The sequence below is a fragment of the Aquabacterium lacunae genome, assembly GCF_004310865.1.
Taxonomy (GTDB): Bacteria; Pseudomonadota; Gammaproteobacteria; order Burkholderiales; family Burkholderiaceae_C; genus Aquabacterium; species Aquabacterium lacunae.
Genome location: NZ_SIXI01000004.1, coordinates 34,073 through 51,084 on the forward strand (window position 1 = coordinate 34,073; position 17,012 = coordinate 51,084).

A 17,012-nucleotide genomic window follows, 5' to 3' on the forward strand; every position below is an offset into this window, starting at 1 on the left:
ACCATGAACTTCCAGACCCTGAGCGAACACCGCTGCTTCGGCGGCGTGCAAGGCTTTTACCAGCTCGACAGCGCCGAGATCGGCCTGCCCATGCGCTTTGCGGTGTACCGTCCGCCCCAGGCCCTGGCCGGCGAGAAGCGCCCTGTGCTGATGTACCTGGCCGGCCTGACCTGCACCGAAGAAACCTTCGTGATCAAGGGTGGTGCCCAGCAATTCGCGGCCGAACATGGGCTGATCTTGCTGGCCCCCGACACCAGCCCGCGCGGCACGGGCGTGGAAGGCGCCGATGCCCACTGGGATTTCGGCACCGCCGCCGGCTTTTACCTCGACGCCACCCAAGCCCCGTGGGCCACGCACTGGCGCATGGAAAGCCACCTGATGAACGAACTGCTGCCTGGCGTGATCGACGCCTTCGGCGGTGAGCCCACGCGCACCGGCGTCTTCGGGCATTCGATGGGCGGCCATGGCGCCCTGACCCTGGCCCTGCGTCACCCGGGCCGCTTTGCCAGCGTGTCGGCCTTTGCGCCCATTGCGGCGCCCAGCCAGTGCCCCTGGGGGCACAAGGCCTTCGGCGGCTACCTGGGCGCTGACCGCAGCACCTGGGCCAGGCACGACGCCACCGAACTGGTCCAGGCGGGGCACCGCTGCGCGCCCATCCTGATCGACCAGGGGCTGGGCGACAAGTTCCTCGCCGAGCAGCTGCACCCGCATCTGTTCGAGCAAGCCTGCCTGGCCCATGGCCAGCCCTTGACCCTGCGCAAGCACGAAGGCTACGACCACGGGTACTACTTCATCAGCACCTTCATGCGCGACCACCTCGCACACCATGCCCGCCACCTGGGTTTGGGTGCTGGCCAAGGTGCCTGACACAACCCCCGGGGATTTGCCATGAACCTGTACACCGCCATCCAGGCCGCGCTGCCCGCCACACTCGACGAGCCAGCCATCCTGACCGAGGCCGGAGAGGCCTACACCTGGCGCGACCTGGACCGCGCCACAGCCATGATCGCCAACCTGCTCGACAGCCTGGACCTGCCCCCCGTGGGGCGCGGAGCCCAGCGCCGCCCGCCCGTGGTGGCTGCGCACATCGACAAGTCGGTTGAAGGCCTGATGCTGTACATGGCCACCCTGCGTGCGGGCGCCGTGTTCCTGCCGCTGAATCCGGCCTACAAGGCCGCCGAGCTGGACTACTTCGTGCAGGACGCGCGACCGGCCGTGCTGGTGTGCCGCAGCGACGACCTCGACTGGGTGGCTCCGCTGGCGGCCCACCGCGGCGTGGCCCACCTGTTCACCCTGAACACCGACCGCAGCGGCAGCCTGCTGGTGCATGCGGCCCAGCAGCCCGATGTGCACGCGGTCAAGCCCCGCAAGGCCTCCGACCTGGCCGCCATCCTGTACACCTCGGGCACCACCGGCCGCAGCAAAGGCGCCATGCTGTCGCACGGCAACCTGCTGAGCAATGCGCGCACGCTGCTGCGCCACTGGGACTGGCGCAGCGACGACTGCCTGGTGCATGCGCTGCCCACCTTCCACATCCATGGCCTGTTCGTGGCCTGTCACTGCGCGCTGCTGTCGGCCACGCCCATGCGCTGGCTGAGCCGGTTCGACCCCGCCCAGGTGCTGGCCCACCTGACCGACCTGAGGGCCCCACGCGCCACCGTGTTCATGGGCGTGCCCACCATGTACGGGCGCCTGCTGGCCCACGAAGGCCTGACGGCCCATGCGGTGTCGGGCATGCGGCTGTTCGTCAGTGGCTCGGCCCCCTTGCTGGCCAGCGCCCACGAGGCGTTCGAGCACCGCACCGGGCACACCATCCTGGAGCGCTACGGCATGAGCGAAACCGGCATGCTGTGCTCCAACCCCTGCCGCCCGGCCGATGGCCCCCGCCAGCCCGGCAGCGTGGGCCCGGCCCTGCCCGGCGTGGGCGTGCGCGTCATCGACGATGCGGGCCGGCCCTGCGGCACGGACACCCCCGGGCACGTGCAGGTGCAGGGCCCCAATGTGTTCAGCGGCTACCTGGGCATGCCCGACAAGACGGCCGAGTCCTTCACCGCCGATGGCTGGTTCATCACGGGCGATGTGGGCTTCATCGATGCCGCCGGCTATCTGCACCTGGTGGGACGGGCCAAAGACCTCATCATCACGGGCGGCTTCAACGTGTACCCTGCTGAAGTGGAGGGCCATGTCGACAAGCTGCCGGGTGTGATCGAGTCGGCGGTGGTGGGCGTGCCCCACCCGGATTTCGGCGAAGGCGTGGTGGCCGTCGTGGTGACCACCGATGGCCGGCCCCTGGACGAAGCCCGCCTGATCGACGCCCTCAAAGGCCAGATCGCCAGCTTCAAGGTGCCCAAACGCATCTTCTTCGTGGACGACCTGCCTCGCAACGCCATGGGCAAGGTGCAGAAGAACCTGCTGCGCCAGCACCATCAGCACGCCTTTTCTGAGCACACCCTCCCGGAGCACACGGCATGAGCGCCTTGAACATCCCGTCGCTGAAAGACCAGGTCAGCCCCGAAGAATGGCAGCTGCGCGTGGACCTGGCCGCGGCCTACCGCCTGGTGGCTTTGTACGGCTGGAGCGACCTCATCTTCACGCACATCTCGGCACGCCTGCCCGGCCCCGAGCACCACTTCCTGATCAACCCCTACGGGCTGATGTTCGACGAGATCACGGCGTCCAGCCTGGTCAAGGTCGACCTGAAGTGCCACAAGCTGATGGACTCACCCTTCCCTGTGAACCCGGCAGGCTTCAACATCCACAGCGCCATCCACGAAGGGCGTGAAGACGCGCTGTGCGTGATGCACACCCACAGCCGCGCCGGCGTGGCCGTGTCGGCTCAACGCTGTGGCGTGCTGCCCATCTCGCAGCAAAGCACCTTCGTGCTGCCCTCGCTGGCGTATCACAGCTACGAAGGCGTGGCCTTCCGCGAAGACGAGAAGCCCCGCCTGCAGGCCGACCTGGGCCAGGCCAACCACCTGATGCTGCGCAACCATGGCCTGCTGACCATCGGTCGCAGCGTGGCCGGGGCCTTCCTGAACATGTACGTGTTCGAAAGCACCTGCCAGATCCAGCTGGCCGCCCAGGCCGGTGGCCCACTCATCGAGGTCGATCCGGCCATCCTGGCCACCACCGGGCACGCCATGAAGGTGCAAACCGAGGGTCAGGGCGCCGCCTTCGTGTGGCCCTCGCTGATCCGCAAGCTCGATCGCATCGACCCCTCCTACAAGACCTGAGAGCAGCCTTGAGCATGAACAAGTGGACGATCGTGGGCGCCATGGTGCTGGGCGCCGTGGCCGTGGCGGTGGGCCTGGTGGTGGCCGGTGACCGACTGGGTGCCCTGCCGACGGTGGAAGGCCCCCCCCCCGATGGCATGAACGCACCCGCAGGAGCCGGATTGCCCTGGGATGTGCGGGCCACCCCCGACGGCGACAGCCTGCTGTTCGGGGCACCCCCTCAAGGGCTGCGCCTGAGCGTGCGGCCCGAAGCGGCCTCCACCCTGGCCGATGTGCAGCAACGCTGGCCCATCGAGCACCAGGTGGCGGTGGTGGCGGCTCCGGGTGAACAGGGTTCGCTGGAAGCCTTCATCGACCCGGCCCAGCTGGGCTTCGTGACCGGCAAGCTGGTGATTTCACTGGCCGCCACACCCGAGCAGCTCCAGGACATGCGCGAGCGGGCCGCCAAGGTCGATTTCATGGAGAGCACCACCCGCCGCTTCACACTGGGTGTGCATGACATGGCCACGGCTCTGAAGGCGTCGGTGCGCAGCGTGAGCCTGGTGCCCCAGGCACGGCTCGATGCGCAGACCGTGATCCAGCGCTTTGGCACGCCGGGCCTGCGCCTCACGCGCGGCTCAGGCGAACAGGCAGTGGAGCACCTGCTCTACCCCGACCGCGGCATCGACGTGGCCGTGCCTGTGAAGGGCAAGAGCGTGATCCAGTACGTGGCCCCCGCCGAATTTGAAGCCCGCCTGTTGCTGCCCCTGCAAGGCGCAGCACAGGCATCCAAGGCCTCGGCTGCCCCCGCCAGCGCGCCCGCTCAGGCGCGGCCCTGACGCCACCGCAGCAGCAGCTCGTCCTTGCGCTGCCATTGCTCGTTGACCCAGGCCTGCAGCTGGTTGCGGTAGGCGCCCACGCTGGCGTCGTCCACGTTCGACAGCGCGGCCGGGATCTGCACCTGGCGCACGTCCACCCGCACACGGCTGACACGGCCTGTCAGCAGGTCCCAGAAGGTGGGCACACCGTCGGGGTAATCGATCGTCACATCCACCAGGGCGTCGAACTGGGGCCCGATGGTTTCCAGGGCCATGCCCAGCCCACCCGTCTTGGGCTTGAGCAAGGTCTTGTAGGGTGATTTCTGCTGGTCGTGCTTGGCGCGGGTGTAGCGGGTGCCCTCGGCAAAGCTGATCACCGACGTGGGGATGACGCGGAATTTCTCGCACGACTTGCGGGCCGTCTCGATGTCCTTGGCGGCGGTCTTGCCCCCCTTGCGGCGCATGAAGGGGAAGTCCAGCGCCCACCAGGCCAGGCCCATGATGGGCACGTACAGCAGCTCGCGCTTGAGGAAAAACTTCAGCAGCGGGATGCGGCGGTTGAACACGCGCTGCAGCACCAGGATGTCGACCCAGCTCTGGTGGTTGGCATTGACCAGGTACCAGCCACGGGGCTTGAAGCCCTCCAGGCCCGAGACCTCCCAGGGCGTGCCATTGACGGCTTTCATCCAGGCGGTGTTGACCGCGATCCACCATTCGGCCAGGGCATTGAGCACGCTGTCGATCACCTTGCGCACGGCCGTGAAGGGCAGGACCATCTTGATGAGGGCCAGGGGGAAGAGCAGGCTGAAGACGGTGGCGATGTTGACCAGCAGCACCACGCTGGCCAGCACGCCCTTGACGGTCGAGACGATGGGATTCGACATGTGAAACGGAACCTGTGGTGAACACGGGAGAGCCCCGAGCCGCGATTATCTTCAGATTGCAGGACGAATGTATTGCAATCGAGCAGATTTCGGCTCAGGCGGCATGCGCCCCGCTGGCACCAACACCGCCACCGACCACACCCAGCTCCAGCGAGCGCCCAGACCGCTTGGCGCGGTACATGGCCTCATCAGCGGCATTGAGCAGCTCTTCGGCCTGAAGATCGGCGGGCGGAAAGAACGTGGCCCCCATGCTGGCACCCACCCAGACCTTGGTCACGCCCTGCGTGCGGATGGTGGGCACCACAAAGGCCAGTTCGATCTCGGTGCGGAGCTTGTCGATCAGGGCCTGCAGTTGCTGCACCGTGCCCACGCCCGGCGTGAGCACCACGAACTCGTCACCGCCCAGGCGGCACAGGGTGTCTGATTCGCGCAGGCAGCGCCGCATGCGACGGGCCACCTCGCGCAGCACCTCGTCACCCGCGCTGTGGCCGTGGGTGTCGTTCACGGCCTTGAAGCCATCAAGGTCGATGAACAGCACCGCGCCGGGCTGTCCGGTGCGTCGTGCATGGCTCAGCGACTGCTCCAGGCGGTCGAGCAGCAACAGGCGGTTGGGCAGCCGCGTGAGCGCGTCGTGCAGGGCGTCATGGCGCATCTGCTGGGCGTCCTGCTTGAGGTAACGCTGAATCAGGAACAGCTTGCGCTGGCGGTACTCGGCCAGGTAGGCCGCGGTGCCGGCCAGGATGTTGGCGCACACCAGGTGCAGGTTGTGGCTCATCCACACCTCGCGTGGGCGCTCCTGCAACCACACGAACAACACGTTGTAGGCCGCCAGCAGGATCAGATTGCCCAGCAGGGCCAGGCTGAAGCGAACGCCCACGAAGTCGTAAATGAACACGCACAGCAACAGCAAGGCGGCGTAGTAGTGCTCCAGCACACGGGGCGGCAGGAACCAGAAGATCGTGAGCGTGCTGGCACCGGCCACCAGACCCGAGAGCATCAGCACCGTGTGGCCCCATCGGTCGTACCAGGCGGCCCAGGTGGCCATGAGGGCCGCCACACCACACAGCATGCTGGCCAGCCGCACCTGCCAGACCAGGCCCTGCAGGGCCTCAGGCACGTAATACGGATCGAGGATGCCGAACAGGGCATACACGGCCAGGCCCACGATGGTGGCCAGTCGGGCGTGCCAGCGCAGACGCGGCAAGCTCACGGCCTGGTAGTGGGCCTCCAGGGCGCGGTCTCGGAACGACAGGCTGACGGGGTGCAGCTGTTCATGCAAGCTGCTCATGCGCGGCTCATGGCGGGGCTCAACCCTTGGGTTTGTGATGAGTGAAGCCCGCCATTATGCGGAAAATGGTTGAAATCGGACACCCGCACACGCCCTAGGTGCCTGGGTTACGCTGGCGGGCTGTTTCGATTTCTCCACGCCCCGCTGCAAGGACACCACGTGCTGAGCTGGTTCCAGAACCTCGTCGACCCCTATCCCGACACCCCTCCCCGCACACCGCCCCGGCAACTGCTGCCTTTTGTGTGGGCAGGCACCGAAGGCCTGAGGCCCTACCTGCTGGCCATGACCAGCCTCACGGCCCTGATCGCCGCCTTCGAAGCCCTGCTGTTTGCCTGGCTGGGCGACATCGTCGACTGGCTGGGGCGCGTGCCGCCCGCTCAACTGCTGCAGCAGGAAGGTCACCACCTGCTGATGCTGGCCGGTGTGCTGGTGGTCAGCCCTCTGGCGGTGTTCGTGCAGACCCTGCTCAAGCACCAGGCCCTGGCAGGCCCCTTCCCCATGCGGCTGCGCTGGAATTTCCACCGCCTGATGCTGGGCCAGAGCATGCACTTCTACCAGGACGAGTTCGCCGGGCGCATTGCCACCAAAGTGATGCAGACCGCCCTGGCCGTGCGGGACACCTGCTTCATCGTGGGCGACATCCTGGTCTTCGTGGTCATCTACTTCGTGACCATGACCGCCGTGGTGGGAGGCTTCGACGCCTGGCTGCTGCTGCCCTTCCTGGGCTGGCTGACCCTGTACGTGGCATCGGTCATCTTCTTTGTGCCGCGCCTGAGCCGATCGGCCCGCGAGCAGGCCGATGCCCGTTCGCTGATGACCGGTCGCATCACCGACGCGTACACCAACATTGCCACGGTCAAACTGTTCTCGCAAGGCCAGCGCGAGGCGGTGCACGCCCGCAGCGCCATGAAGGACTTCATGGTCACCGTGCACCAGCAGATGCGGCTGGTGTCAGGCTTCGAGGTGGTCAACCACAGCCTGAGCATGGCCCTGATCCTGTCGACCGCCGGCGTGGCGCTGTGGCTGTGGACCCAGGGGCAAGTGGGCATCGGTGCAGTCGCAGCAGCCACGGCCATGGCCCTGCGCCTCAATGGCATCTCGCACTGGATGATGTGGGAGATGGCCATGCTGTTCGAGCACATCGGCACCGTGCAGGACGGGCTCAACACGCTGTCGCGCCCGGCCCAGGTGCTCGACCAGCCCGACGCGAAGCCTCTGGTGGTGCAGCAAGGTGAGGTCCGGTTCGAGAACGTGACCTTCGGCTACAGCGCCGACAACCCCGTGATCAGCGGCCTGAACCTGACCATCCGCCCCGGCGAGAAAATCGGCCTGGTGGGCCGCTCCGGCGCAGGCAAATCGACCATCGTGAACCTGCTGCTGCGCTTTTACGATGTGAGCGGTGGCCGGGTGCTGATCGATGGCCAGCATGTGGGCGACGTGCAGCAGGACAGCCTGCGGGCGCAGGTGGGCATGGTCACGCAGGACACCTCGCTGTTGCACCGCTCGGTGCGGGACAACATCCTGTATGGGCGCCCTGATGCGGGGGACGAGGCCATGGTACAGGCCGCGCACAGGGCCGAAGCACACGACTTCATCCAGGGCCTGAGCGATCCCAAGGGCCGCACCGGCTACGACGCCCACGTGGGCGAACGCGGCGTGAAGCTGTCGGGCGGTCAGCGCCAGCGCATCGCCATTGCGCGCGTGATGCTGAAAGACGCGCCCATCTTGCTGCTGGACGAAGCCACCAGCGCACTCGATTCGGAAGTGGAAGCAGCCATCCAGGCCAGCCTGTACCGGCTGATGGAGGGCAAGACCGTGGTGGCCATTGCGCACCGGCTGTCGACCATTGCCGCCATGGACCGGCTGGTGGTGCTTGACCAGGGGCGCATCGTGGAAGAAGGCGACCATGCCACGCTGCTGGCGCGAGGCGGCCTGTATGCCCGCCTGTGGGCCCACCAGAGCGGCGGATTCCTGGGCGAAGCAGACTGAAAGCCCGGCAGCAGGCATGAAAAAACCCGGGCCAGGCCCGGGTTTTCTTGACGAGGCCTGATCAGCCTTGCAGCGGCGTGATGCCGGCAATGGCCCATTCACGGCTTTCGTCGAGCGGACGCACCAGGTGCCACAGCTCGGCGAAGGGTTCGGCGCCGGCGCCCACTTCTTCACGGATCAGTCCGGCGAAGCGCACCGACACCACCCACTGGCCTTGTTCCTGGGCGGCATCGACCACCTGGGCGTCCAGCTGCATCACGTCGGTCTGCTGCTGCGCACCGCCGCGCTCGAGCAGGTCGGCCTTCAGGGAAGAGAACAGCTCTGGCGTGGTGAACTTGCGCAGGTCATCGACATTGGCTTCGTCGTTGGCGGCCTGCATGCGGATGAAGATCATCTTGGCCACGCGCTCGAAACCGGCGGTGTCGAAACCGTCAGGCAAGGCACCTGCGGCCTGCACCGGCTCGGCAGCACCCATGGCGCCCACGGGAGAAGCCGAAGCACCACCCTGGAAACCATTGAAGCTCTCACGCTGCATGGGCTGCTGCTGGCCATGGCCTTGCGAGAAGGGTGCACCGGCGCCAGCCAGTTGCGGGCCAGCGGCCTGCCCCTTGTTGGCGAAGCGACGCATCAGGAAGCCCACCAGCAACATCACGCCAACGGCAAGCAGGGCCATCATCATGAAGTTGGCCAGCTCGTCGCCAAAGCCGAAGTGGCTGGCCAGAGCGGCCAGACCCAAGCCAGCGGCCAGACCGGCAATCGGGCCCATCCAGCTGCGCTTGGGCGCGGCCTGCTGGGCGGCTGCCGCGGCGTTGGGCGCGCCTGCCTGGTTCTGCTGGGCCGGCTTGCCGGGCACGGCCTGGTTGGCCGGCGCACCAGGGGTGGCCTGCTGAGTGGGGGCGGTGGGTGCCTTGTCGGGCATGCTGCGCTGCATGCCGGCCGGACGGTTGCTGCCCAGGCGCTTGGCCTCGGCATCGAACGGGGTGAACACCAGCGCGGCACTGGCCAGCACCATGGACCAGGCCATCAGACCAGTCTTGATTGTCATGAGCGTCGGGCTCCGAGAAATGAACGTGAACTGAATCTTAACCAGTTCGGCGCACTTGTGTGTTTCGGGTGTGTGAAGACCGCCTCACTTCAGCGGTTCAACCCTTCAGCGCCGCGGGCTGCCGCTGGCGCCCCTTGTCGGCCACGAAATCGAGCAGCTCGCGGGCCTGCTCGTTGCCGATGGTGGCCTCGGCCAGCAGAAAGCCCCCCACCTCGCCAATGCCCACCACCAGGTCGGCGCCGGCGGCCTCCAGGAAGGTGCGCTGGCCCGGGTCCAGCAGCTCCACGATGATGCGGGCATGGGGGTTGGCCCGCCGCGCCACCATCACGTTCACGGCCGACAGCGCATCGGCGTGCTGCTTTTCGCCGTAGTTGGCCAGCACCACCACCGTGGCGGCGGTGGTCAGACTGGCGCGTTCGACCGATTCACCCCGGATCGGGTAGGGCGAGCGCGAAAACGAGGTGCCCAGCTCGTCGGTGGGTTTGTGCTCCAGGTCGGCCATGACCACGATGGGCGTGTGCTCCAGGGACGGTTCCTGGCGCAGCGTGCGGATGATCTGCGGGCCCTTGAGGTTCCAGCCGATGATGACGATGTGTTCGCTCAGTGCATGCATGGTCAACCCCATTTCTTCCCTCACCTTGCGCTCGATCAGCACCGCGGCGGCCAGCGCGCACAGCAGGGCCGTCAGCAGCTTGGACACCAGCAGGGCAAAGCCCAGCACCCACTGCCCACCCACGGTCTGCGGCACCACGGCCGAATCGCCCGAGGTGGTCATGGTCACCAGCATGGCGTAGATGCTGTGCCCGACGGTGGTGACCTTGGGGTTGTGGCCGTGTTCGAACCAGTGGGTGGCCAGCGCGCAACCGAACCACACCCCCAGGAAGATCAGGGTGAGTTCCGCAATGAAGCGGTAGCGGGCCACCGACATCAGGCGGATGAACAGGGCCAGCAAGGGACTTCGCGACGCGCTCATGGGCACCTCCCGACAACGGGGCGGAGCCCACGGCAAGCCAGAGCCCCGGCAACTTCAGTCTAGGACCGATGGTGCGCCGCTGTGCGGGCGAGCATGCGCACAAATGCACGGCGAATGCACAGGTTTTTGCTGTTCTGCGCGGCCCCGCCGGTGCGGACATCAGGGATGCCCCTCAGCCCTGCACGCCAGGTGCGCCAGCCCCGCAAGCAGGGGCCCTGGCATGGCCCCGTGCCGCTCAGGGGCAAGCCACGCAGCAGGCCCTCGCGGCGATAATGTCGGGTTGCCTTGCGCCCCCACCCGAGCCCGCCGCCATGTCCGAGTCCCTTGCCGCGCCCACCGCCCTGCCTGACGCCACCCGTGGCATGCCGGCAGCGCGCCCGCTGAGCGCCTACAAGCCCTACTGGGCCAAGCGCTTCGGCACGGCCAAGTTCCTGCCCACCACCCGCGCCGAAATGGACGCCCTGGGCTGGGACAGCTGCGACATCGTCATCGTGACGGGCGACGCCTATGTGGACCACCCCAGCTTCGGCATGGCCGTGATCGGCCGCATGCTGGAGAACCAGGGCTTTCGGGTGGGCATCATCGCCCAGCCCGACTGGCTGAGCGCCGAGCCCTTCAAGGCCCTGGGCCGCCCCAACCTGTTCTGGGGCGTGACCGCCGGCAACATGGATTCCATGATCAACCGGTACACGGCCGACCGCAAGATCCGCAGCGATGACGCCTACACGCCCGGTGGCCAGGGCGGCGCACGCCCCGACCGCTGCTCGGCCGTGTACGCCCAGCGCTGCCGCGAAGCCTACAAGGACGTGCCCATCGTGATGGGCGGCATCGAGGCCTCGCTGCGCCGCATCGCGCACTACGATTACTGGCAGGACAAGGTGCGCCGCTCCATCCTGATGGACGCCAAGGCCGACCTGCTGCTGTACGGCAATGCCGAACGCGCCATCGTGGAAGTGGCCCACCGCCTGGCCGCCCGCGAGCCCATCGAGTCCATCACCGACGTGCGCGGCACCGCCTTCATCCGCCGCCGCAACGACGCCACTGCGCAGGGCTGGTTCGAGCTGGACAGCACCGAGGTCGACCGCCCGGGCCGCATCGACCAGCACATCAACCCCTACATGGGCATGGCCCAGCAGGCCGCCGAACAGGGGCAAAGCTGCGCGCTGGAAGATGCCGGCGCCTTCGACCCCCTCAAGGGTGCCGCCCCCCAGGGCGCACAAGCCGACCTGGCCGGTGGTGCCAAGCCCATCAAGCTGGTGCCCAACCCGGCCCTGGCGCGCAAGGCCGACGCAGGCCAGACCGCCACCCCGCTGCGCGGCAAGATGACCCTGCCCCCGCGCGACCGCACCGTGATCCGCCTGCCGGCCTACGAGGCCCTGAAGGACGACCCGGTGCTGTACGCCCACGCCAACCGCGTGCTGCACCTGGAAACCAACCCGGGCAATGCCCGCGCCCTGGTGCAGCGCCACGGCGAAGGCCCCGGCGCACAAGATGTCTGGATCACGCCGCCGCCCATCCCCCTGACCACGGCCGAGATGGACCTGGTGTTCGACCTGCCCTATGCGCGGGCCCCGCACCCCAGCTACGGCAACGCCACCATCCCGGCCTGGGACATGATCCGCTTCAGCGTGAACATCATGCGCGGCTGCTTTGGCGGCTGCACCTTCTGCTCGATCACCGAGCACGAGGGCCGCATCATCCAGAGCCGCTCCGAGCAGTCCATCCTCAAAGAGATCAAGACCATCCGTGACAGCGTCAAGGGCTTCACGGGCGTCATCTCCGACCTGGGCGGCCCCACGGCCAACATGTTCCACCTGGGCTGCAAGTCACCCGAGATCGAGGCGGCCTGCCGCAAGCCCTCGTGCGTGTACCCCGACATCTGCCCGAACCTGAACACCGACCACTCGCGCCTGATCAGCCTGTACCGGCAGGCGCGGCACATCAAGGGCATCAAGAAGATCCTGATCGGCTCGGGCCTGCGCTACGACCTGGCCGTGCGCTCGCCCGAATACATCAAGGAACTGGTCACGCACCACGTGGGCGGCTACCTCAAGATCGCGCCCGAGCACACCGAGCAGGGCCCGCTGAGCAAGATGATGAAGCCCGGCATGGGCGCCTACGACCGCTTCAAGCAGCTGTTCGAGAAGTTCAGCGAAGAAGCCGGTAAGAAGCAGTACCTGATCCCCTACTTCATCGCGGCCCACCCGGGCACCACCGACGAAGACATGATGAACCTGGCGCTGTGGCTCAAGGCCAATGGCTTCAAGGCCGACCAGGTTCAAACCTTCTACCCCAGCCCCATGGCCACGGCCACGGCCATGTACCACTCAGGCCTGAACACGCTCAAGGGCATCAGCCGTGACCCGCGCAAGGGCGAGAAGGTCGACATCGTCAAGGGCGAAAAGCGCCGCCGCCTGCACAAGGCCTTCCTGCGCTACCACGACCCCAACAACTGGCCGCTGCTGCGCGAGGCGCTCAAGGCCATGGGTCGTGCCGACCTGATCGGCAACGGCAAGCACCAGCTCATTCCCACCTACCAGCCCACCACCGACGGCGGCTACCAGAGCGCACGCCGCAAGAACTCCACCCAAGCCGGCACCAGAACCTCGGTGGTGACGGTCGGGCGCGTGCAGCGCGGCGAGCCGACACCCGGTGAACGGAGCCCGGAACGGGCATCTGCACAGCCCGCTCGGGGCAGTGCCCCACGCAAAGGCCAGGTGCTGACCCAGCACACGGGCCTGCCCCCGCGTGACACTGGCAGCCGCGCCTCAGGGCGCCTGGGCACGGGCAAGGCCGCAGGCCCCACAGGCCGCAAGCCAGGCGGCCGACGCGACCGATAACCCCAGGCCTGCGCCCCGGAGAACGCCCCACCTTGGGGCTTTTCGCGCCTCAGGGGTTCAAGCCCGCCTGCACTGCAGCCGATAGCCCTCCTGCGGGGGCATGCGCCAGGGCCCCTGCGCAGCAGAAAACTCCCTGGCGCCTTGCACAAGGAGACAGGGATGACTCTGAATCACTGGCGCATCGGCACCCGCATCCGGGCCCTGGCCGTGCTGCTCTTGCTGGCCCTGAGCCTGATCGGTGCCGTGGCCTGCTACCACGTCCGTCAGGCCACCGTCCACCTGTCCGTGCTGGCCCACCAGGCGGGCACGGCACAGGAATCCATCGACCTGGCCCGAGGCGCCCAGGTGGCCTTCAAGACACAGGTGCAGGAGTGGAAAAACATCCTGCTGCGCGGCGGCAAGCCCGAGGCGTTCGAGAAACACCTCAAAGGTTTTCGCAAGGAGGGCGCACTCACCCAGGAGCGCCTGGGCCAACTGGCTCCACGCTACCAGGCACTGGGGCTGGACCCTGCTCAGGTGGCCCAATTGCAGACCACCCACCAGACCCTGGTGCGTGAGTACGAAGAGGCCCTGACCCTGTACGACGCCAGTCAGCCGGAGGCCAGCGCCCAGGTCGTGGACAAGGCCGTCAAGGGCAAGGACCGCCCCCCCACCGAACAGATGGACCGGCTGGTCGAACGTGTGCTGACGCACGCCCGCGAACTCAATGCCCGTGCGACCACCGAGGCCACCGCCCGTGAGACCAGCACCCTGTGGGGCCTGGCGTCCCTGTGGCTGTGCACCCTGGCCATGGGCATCACCGCAGCCGTGTTGATTCAGCGCTCGATCACGACACCGCTGCAACACGCCGTCCAGACCGTCACCGACGTGGCCAATGGCCAGCTGGGTCGTCGCACCGAGGTGACAGGCCGCGACGAAGTGGCCCAGCTGCTGCAGGCCATGAACCAGATGAGCGGCAGCCTGGAGGGGGTGGTCAGCCAGGTCCGCGCCTCGGCCACCCTGGTGGCTCAGGCATCGGCCGAGATCGAAACGGGCAACCTCGACCTGTCCACGCGCACCGAACAGCAGGCCGCCAACCTGCAGGCCAGCGCCCAGACAATCGACCAGCTCAGCGAAGGCGTGGGGCACAACTCTGAGGCGGCCAGTCAGGCGCGCGACCTGGCCCATCAGGCCAGTGAAATCGCCGAACAGGGCGGCCATGTGGTCAGCCAGGTGGTGCAAACCATGGCCAACATCCATGACAGCTCCACCCGCATTCACGACATCGTGGGGGTCATCGACTCGATCGCCTTCCAGACCAACATCCTGGCGCTGAACGCCGCCGTGGAAGCTGCACGGGCGGGGGAGCAGGGGCGCGGCTTCGCCGTGGTGGCCTCGGAGGTGCGCGCCCTGGCCCAGCGCAGCGCCACTGCTGCACAAGAGATCAAATCGCTCATTCAGACCAGCGTGGACCGCGTGCAGCAAGGCACCGAGCTGGTCGAGGATGCCGGCACCACCATCGAACGCACAGTCCGCTCGGTGCAGCAAGTGCGTCAGGTGATCGCCGACATCGCAGACGGGGCGCGCCTTCAGGCAGACGGGATTGCGCAGGTCAACCGAGCCGTGGTGGATCTGGACCAGACCATGCAACAAAACGCCGCCCTGGTGGAACAGGCCGCCGCTGCCGCCAGCTCACTGCGGGAGCAGGCACAAAGCCTGAACCGAGCTGTGGCCTTTTTCCATGATTGATCGCGCTACAGGTGGCCACTCGTTTGGCCGATAACCGGGGCTCAGGTTCGTGACGCACCTGAATCCATTCAACCTGGAGCATGACATCCATGACATTGCGTCACCTGCTGCTGAGCCTGGCTGCCCTGAGCCTGGGCATCACCACCACCGTCGGCGCCGTAGGCGGCTGGGGCCTCAACGCCCTGGGCCACGCGATGGACGACAACGTGGTCGCCACAGAAGCCACCCAGAATGCCACCATGGGCGACATGGCCCATGACGCCCTTCGAGGCGACGTGTACCAGGCCCTCCTGGCTGCACAGAATCAGCAAAGCGATGCCGTGCAGCTGGCACGGGCTTCCGCCAAGGAACATGCCATCGAGTTCCGGGAGCGCGTGGCCGCGCTGAAGGCCCAGCCCTTGCCTCCGGCACTCCAACAAGGCATCTCCCGCCTGGAGCCTACCGTGGCCGCCTACACCGCCAAGGGCGAAGAGATCGTGCAACTGGCCGCGAAGGATCATGCCAACGCCATGGCCCACCTCGGCGAGTTCAGCGCCTTGTTCACGCGGCTGGAACAAGAGCAAGAGGACGTGATCGAAGGCATCGAAGCCCATGCCAAGGCACAGGACCAGGCCGCACACCAGCAGCGGCGTGCCACCTGGCTCACCATGGGCATCGTCACAGCGCTGGGGCTGCTGGCCTTGCTGGCCACCCTGGCGCTGATCACCCGTCGCACAGAACAGCTGCTGGGCGAAGAGCCTGAAGCCCTGCGCCAACGCCTGACCCGCGTGGCCCAGGGTGATCTGGCCACGCAGTCTCACGATGGGCAAGTGCCCCCAGGCAGCGTGCTTGACAGCCTGCTGCACATGGTCGAGCGTGTGCGCCAGATGGTGGACAACGTGCGTCAGGACGCCGACAGCGTGGCGAGTGCTTCGACCGAGGTGTCAGCCGGCAGCGCCGACCTGGCCCGTCGAACGCAGGAACAGGCCAGCGCGCTGGAGCGCTCGGTGTCGGCCCTGTCGCAGCTGTCTGGCGCCGTCAGTCAGAATGCCGACAGCGCCCGCGAAGCCAATCATCTGGCACAGGGGGCCAGCGACGTCGCACAACAAGGCGGTTCGCTGGTCCAGCAGCTGGTGGGCACCATGCAGCAGATCCACCACTCGTCTCAGAAGATTGCGGACATCATCGGCGTGATCGATGGCATCGCCTTCCAGACCAACATCCTGGCGCTGAACGCCGCCGTGGAGGCAGCCCGTGCAGGAGAGCAAGGTCGGGGCTTTGCCGTGGTGGCGTCCGAGGTGCGCTCGCTGGCGCAGCGCAGCGCGAACGCCGCCCGCGAAATCAAGGGCCTGATCACGACCAGCGTGGAGCGTGTCACGGCAGGCGCCGAGCAGGCCGATGCGGCGGGCAGCACCATGGTCAACATCGTGGGCGCCATCGAGCAGGTGACCCGCCTGATGGCCGACATCAGCCAGGCCACGCAAGAGCAGACCCTGGGCCTGTCCCAGGTGGCCCAGGTGGTCCAGCACATGGACCGCGACACCCAGGCCAATGCGGCGCTGGTCGAAGAAACGGCCACGGCGGCGGCCAGCCTGCACCAGCAGGCGCGGCATCTCACCGACACGGTGTCGGTGTTCCGGGTGGTCAGCGCACGAGCTGGTTGAACAATTCGGCGCGCAGACCCTTGGGTGCCTGGCTGCAGTCGTCACCCAGCCAGCGGGCCACCGACTTCACCTCGGTGGTCTGCTTGCGCTTGGGATTGGTGTTGACGATCTTCTGCTCGATGCGGGTGTGCATGGGCGAGATGGCATCGACCAGGCCTTCGATCTTCATGATGTCCATGGAGTGCATGGACTGACGAGAGCCCGGCGGCTGCGGTGCGCGGCACTGGGTCTGGAAGGTGGTGCGTGTGCCTTCGACCTTCACGGTCGGGCTGCTGCACATGTCCTTGGCCATGTCGAGCAAACGCGACTGAAAATCGATCGACGTGTCGGACTGACATTCCAGACTGGGCTCGAACCCATCGGGCAAGCCCAGGGGCTTGAGGGCCTGGCGTACCTCGCGTGCCTCGGCATCAGAAAGCATCCCCAGAGGCCCCATCGAGGCAGGCGTGGCTTTGCCATCGATGGCCTGTCGAGTCCCTGTCATCCAAAGGCCAGGCTTGACCGGCACGGCCTGCCCCTGGGCTTGAACCTGAAGGGCAACCAGCAACACGCCAGCCACCCAGCAACGGGTGATGTGAGTCATGGCGGGCCC

13 protein-coding genes are annotated in these 17,012 nt (G+C 67.1%); 8 read left to right on the top strand and 5 right to left on the bottom strand.

Annotation, left to right across the window (positions count from 1 at the left end; all coding sequences use genetic code 11):
• Window positions 1–3: 3 nt before the first annotated feature.
• Genes fghA through EYS42_RS10085 form a run of 4 tightly spaced genes read left to right on the top strand, consistent with a single transcriptional unit; the run spans window position 4 to window position 4,051 of the window.
• Window positions 4–867 (top strand): S-formylglutathione hydrolase, encoded by an 864-nt coding sequence (gene fghA, locus EYS42_RS10070; protein ID WP_130968046.1) that lies wholly within the window; start codon window positions 4–6, stop codon window positions 865–867.
• A gap of 21 nt (window positions 868–888) precedes the next feature.
• Complete coding sequence (locus tag EYS42_RS10075; protein WP_130968047.1) at window positions 889–2,472, top strand: malonate--CoA ligase; 1,584 nt, start codon at window positions 889–891, stop codon at window positions 2,470–2,472.
• Window positions 2,469–3,233 carry a class II aldolase/adducin family protein gene (locus EYS42_RS10080; RefSeq protein ID WP_130968048.1) on the top strand — a complete coding sequence of 255 codons (765 nt, stop codon included), beginning with the start codon at window positions 2,469–2,471 and terminating at the stop codon, window positions 3,231–3,233. Before EYS42_RS10075 ends, EYS42_RS10080 begins: the two co-directional genes overlap by 4 nt.
• An 8-nt stretch (window positions 3,234–3,241) precedes the next feature.
• Entirely contained in the window at window positions 3,242–4,051 is an 810-nt protein-coding gene (locus EYS42_RS10085) for a hypothetical protein (protein ID WP_165456713.1), read from the top strand.
• Here the strand turns inward: EYS42_RS10085 and yihG are convergent.
• Entirely contained in the window at window positions 4,036–4,914 is an 879-nt protein-coding gene (yihG, locus tag EYS42_RS10090; protein ID WP_130968050.1) for a 1-acylglycerol-3-phosphate O-acyltransferase, YihG family, read from the bottom strand. The genes EYS42_RS10085 and yihG overlap by 16 nt on opposite strands.
• A 94-nt stretch (window positions 4,915–5,008) precedes the next feature.
• Window positions 5,009–6,202: a GGDEF domain-containing protein gene (locus EYS42_RS10095; RefSeq protein ID WP_130968051.1), complete on the bottom strand. Its 1,194-nt coding sequence runs from the start codon at window positions 6,200–6,202 to the stop codon at window positions 5,009–5,011.
• Window positions 6,203–6,361: 159 nt separating this feature from the next.
• On the opposite strand from EYS42_RS10095, the gene EYS42_RS10100 reads away from it, so the two are divergent.
• Window positions 6,362–8,191, top strand: coding sequence for an ABC transporter ATP-binding protein (locus EYS42_RS10100; protein ID WP_130968052.1), 1,830 nt, complete (start codon window positions 6,362–6,364; stop codon window positions 8,189–8,191).
• A 61-nt stretch (window positions 8,192–8,252) separates the two neighbouring features.
• On the opposite strand, the gene EYS42_RS10105 is transcribed toward EYS42_RS10100, so the two are convergent.
• Both EYS42_RS10105 and EYS42_RS10110 read right to left on the bottom strand, forming a co-directional pair.
• On the bottom strand, window positions 8,253–9,236 hold the full coding sequence (locus EYS42_RS10105; RefSeq protein WP_165456714.1) for a Tim44 domain-containing protein: 984 nt from the start codon (window positions 9,234–9,236) through the stop codon (window positions 8,253–8,255).
• A 97-nt stretch (window positions 9,237–9,333) separates the two neighbouring features.
• Window positions 9,334–10,209 carry an NAD-binding protein gene (locus EYS42_RS10110; RefSeq protein ID WP_130968053.1) on the bottom strand — a complete coding sequence of 292 codons (876 nt, stop codon included), beginning with the start codon at window positions 10,207–10,209 and terminating at the stop codon, window positions 9,334–9,336.
• Window positions 10,210–10,520: 311 nt separating this feature from the next.
• Here EYS42_RS10110 and EYS42_RS10115 point away from each other — a divergent pair, with 311 nt between their 5' ends.
• The 3 genes from EYS42_RS10115 (at window position 10,521) to EYS42_RS10125 (ending at window position 16,420) form a co-directional block, all read left to right on the top strand.
• Window positions 10,521–13,049, top strand: a complete 2,529-nt coding sequence (locus tag EYS42_RS10115; protein ID WP_245503595.1) for a YgiQ family radical SAM protein — start codon at window positions 10,521–10,523, stop codon at window positions 13,047–13,049.
• Window positions 13,050–13,208: 159 nt separating this feature from the next.
• Window positions 13,209–14,777 carry a methyl-accepting chemotaxis protein gene (locus tag EYS42_RS10120; protein WP_130968054.1) on the top strand — a complete coding sequence of 523 codons (1,569 nt, stop codon included), beginning with the start codon at window positions 13,209–13,211 and terminating at the stop codon, window positions 14,775–14,777.
• Between the two features lie 89 nt (window positions 14,778–14,866).
• Complete coding sequence (locus EYS42_RS10125; protein ID WP_165456715.1) at window positions 14,867–16,420, top strand: methyl-accepting chemotaxis protein; 1,554 nt, start codon at window positions 14,867–14,869, stop codon at window positions 16,418–16,420.
• Here the strand turns inward: EYS42_RS10125 and EYS42_RS10130 are convergent.
• The gene (locus EYS42_RS10130; protein WP_165456716.1) at window positions 16,401–17,003 is read right to left on the bottom strand and encodes a DUF3617 family protein; all 603 of its coding nucleotides are present in this window, start codon (window positions 17,001–17,003) and stop codon (window positions 16,401–16,403) included. The genes EYS42_RS10125 and EYS42_RS10130 overlap by 20 nt on opposite strands.
• Window positions 17,004–17,012 lie beyond the last annotated feature (9 nt).